This is a genomic window from Bacillus sp. HY001 (assembly GCF_007558965.1).
In the GTDB taxonomy this organism is placed as follows: Bacteria; Bacillota; Bacilli; order Bacillales; family Bacillaceae_G; genus Bacillus_A; species Bacillus_A mobilis.
This window is the reverse complement of the sequence record NZ_VLTE01000418.1, coordinates 1-269: the sequence shown is the minus strand read 5'-3', so window position 1 is coordinate 269 and position 269 is coordinate 1. Positions and strand designations below refer to the sequence as shown.

Here is a 269-nt window from a genome sequence, read left to right as displayed (position 1 = left end):
TGGTTAACTAAACGAAGACCTATTAATACAACTGAAATTAGTGGAGTGTACTTAAATATTCAAAAAACAACGTTGAAAATGGTGCTTGAGTTAGGGTTTAGTCAAATTAATTGCTCTAAAGAAGTAAGAGATTATATGAGAAAAAGGATGGCTAGAACAGCCTCCAATTGTAGTTGACCGTAATGACTTGACTAAAAATTAAAATGTAGTGGCAACAAGTTTAATAAATTCAATTTGATTAACCATCCTGTGTTTAGAGGTGAAACATT

General features: G+C 31.2%; 1 protein-coding gene. It reads left to right on the top strand.

What is annotated here, in order from left to right; genetic code table 11:
* Positions 1 to 177: DUF3231 family protein (locus FOT98_RS32050; RefSeq protein ID WP_144291309.1), on the top strand; the 177-nt coding region annotated here is incomplete at its 5' end.
* Positions 178 to 269: the final 92 nt, after the last annotated feature.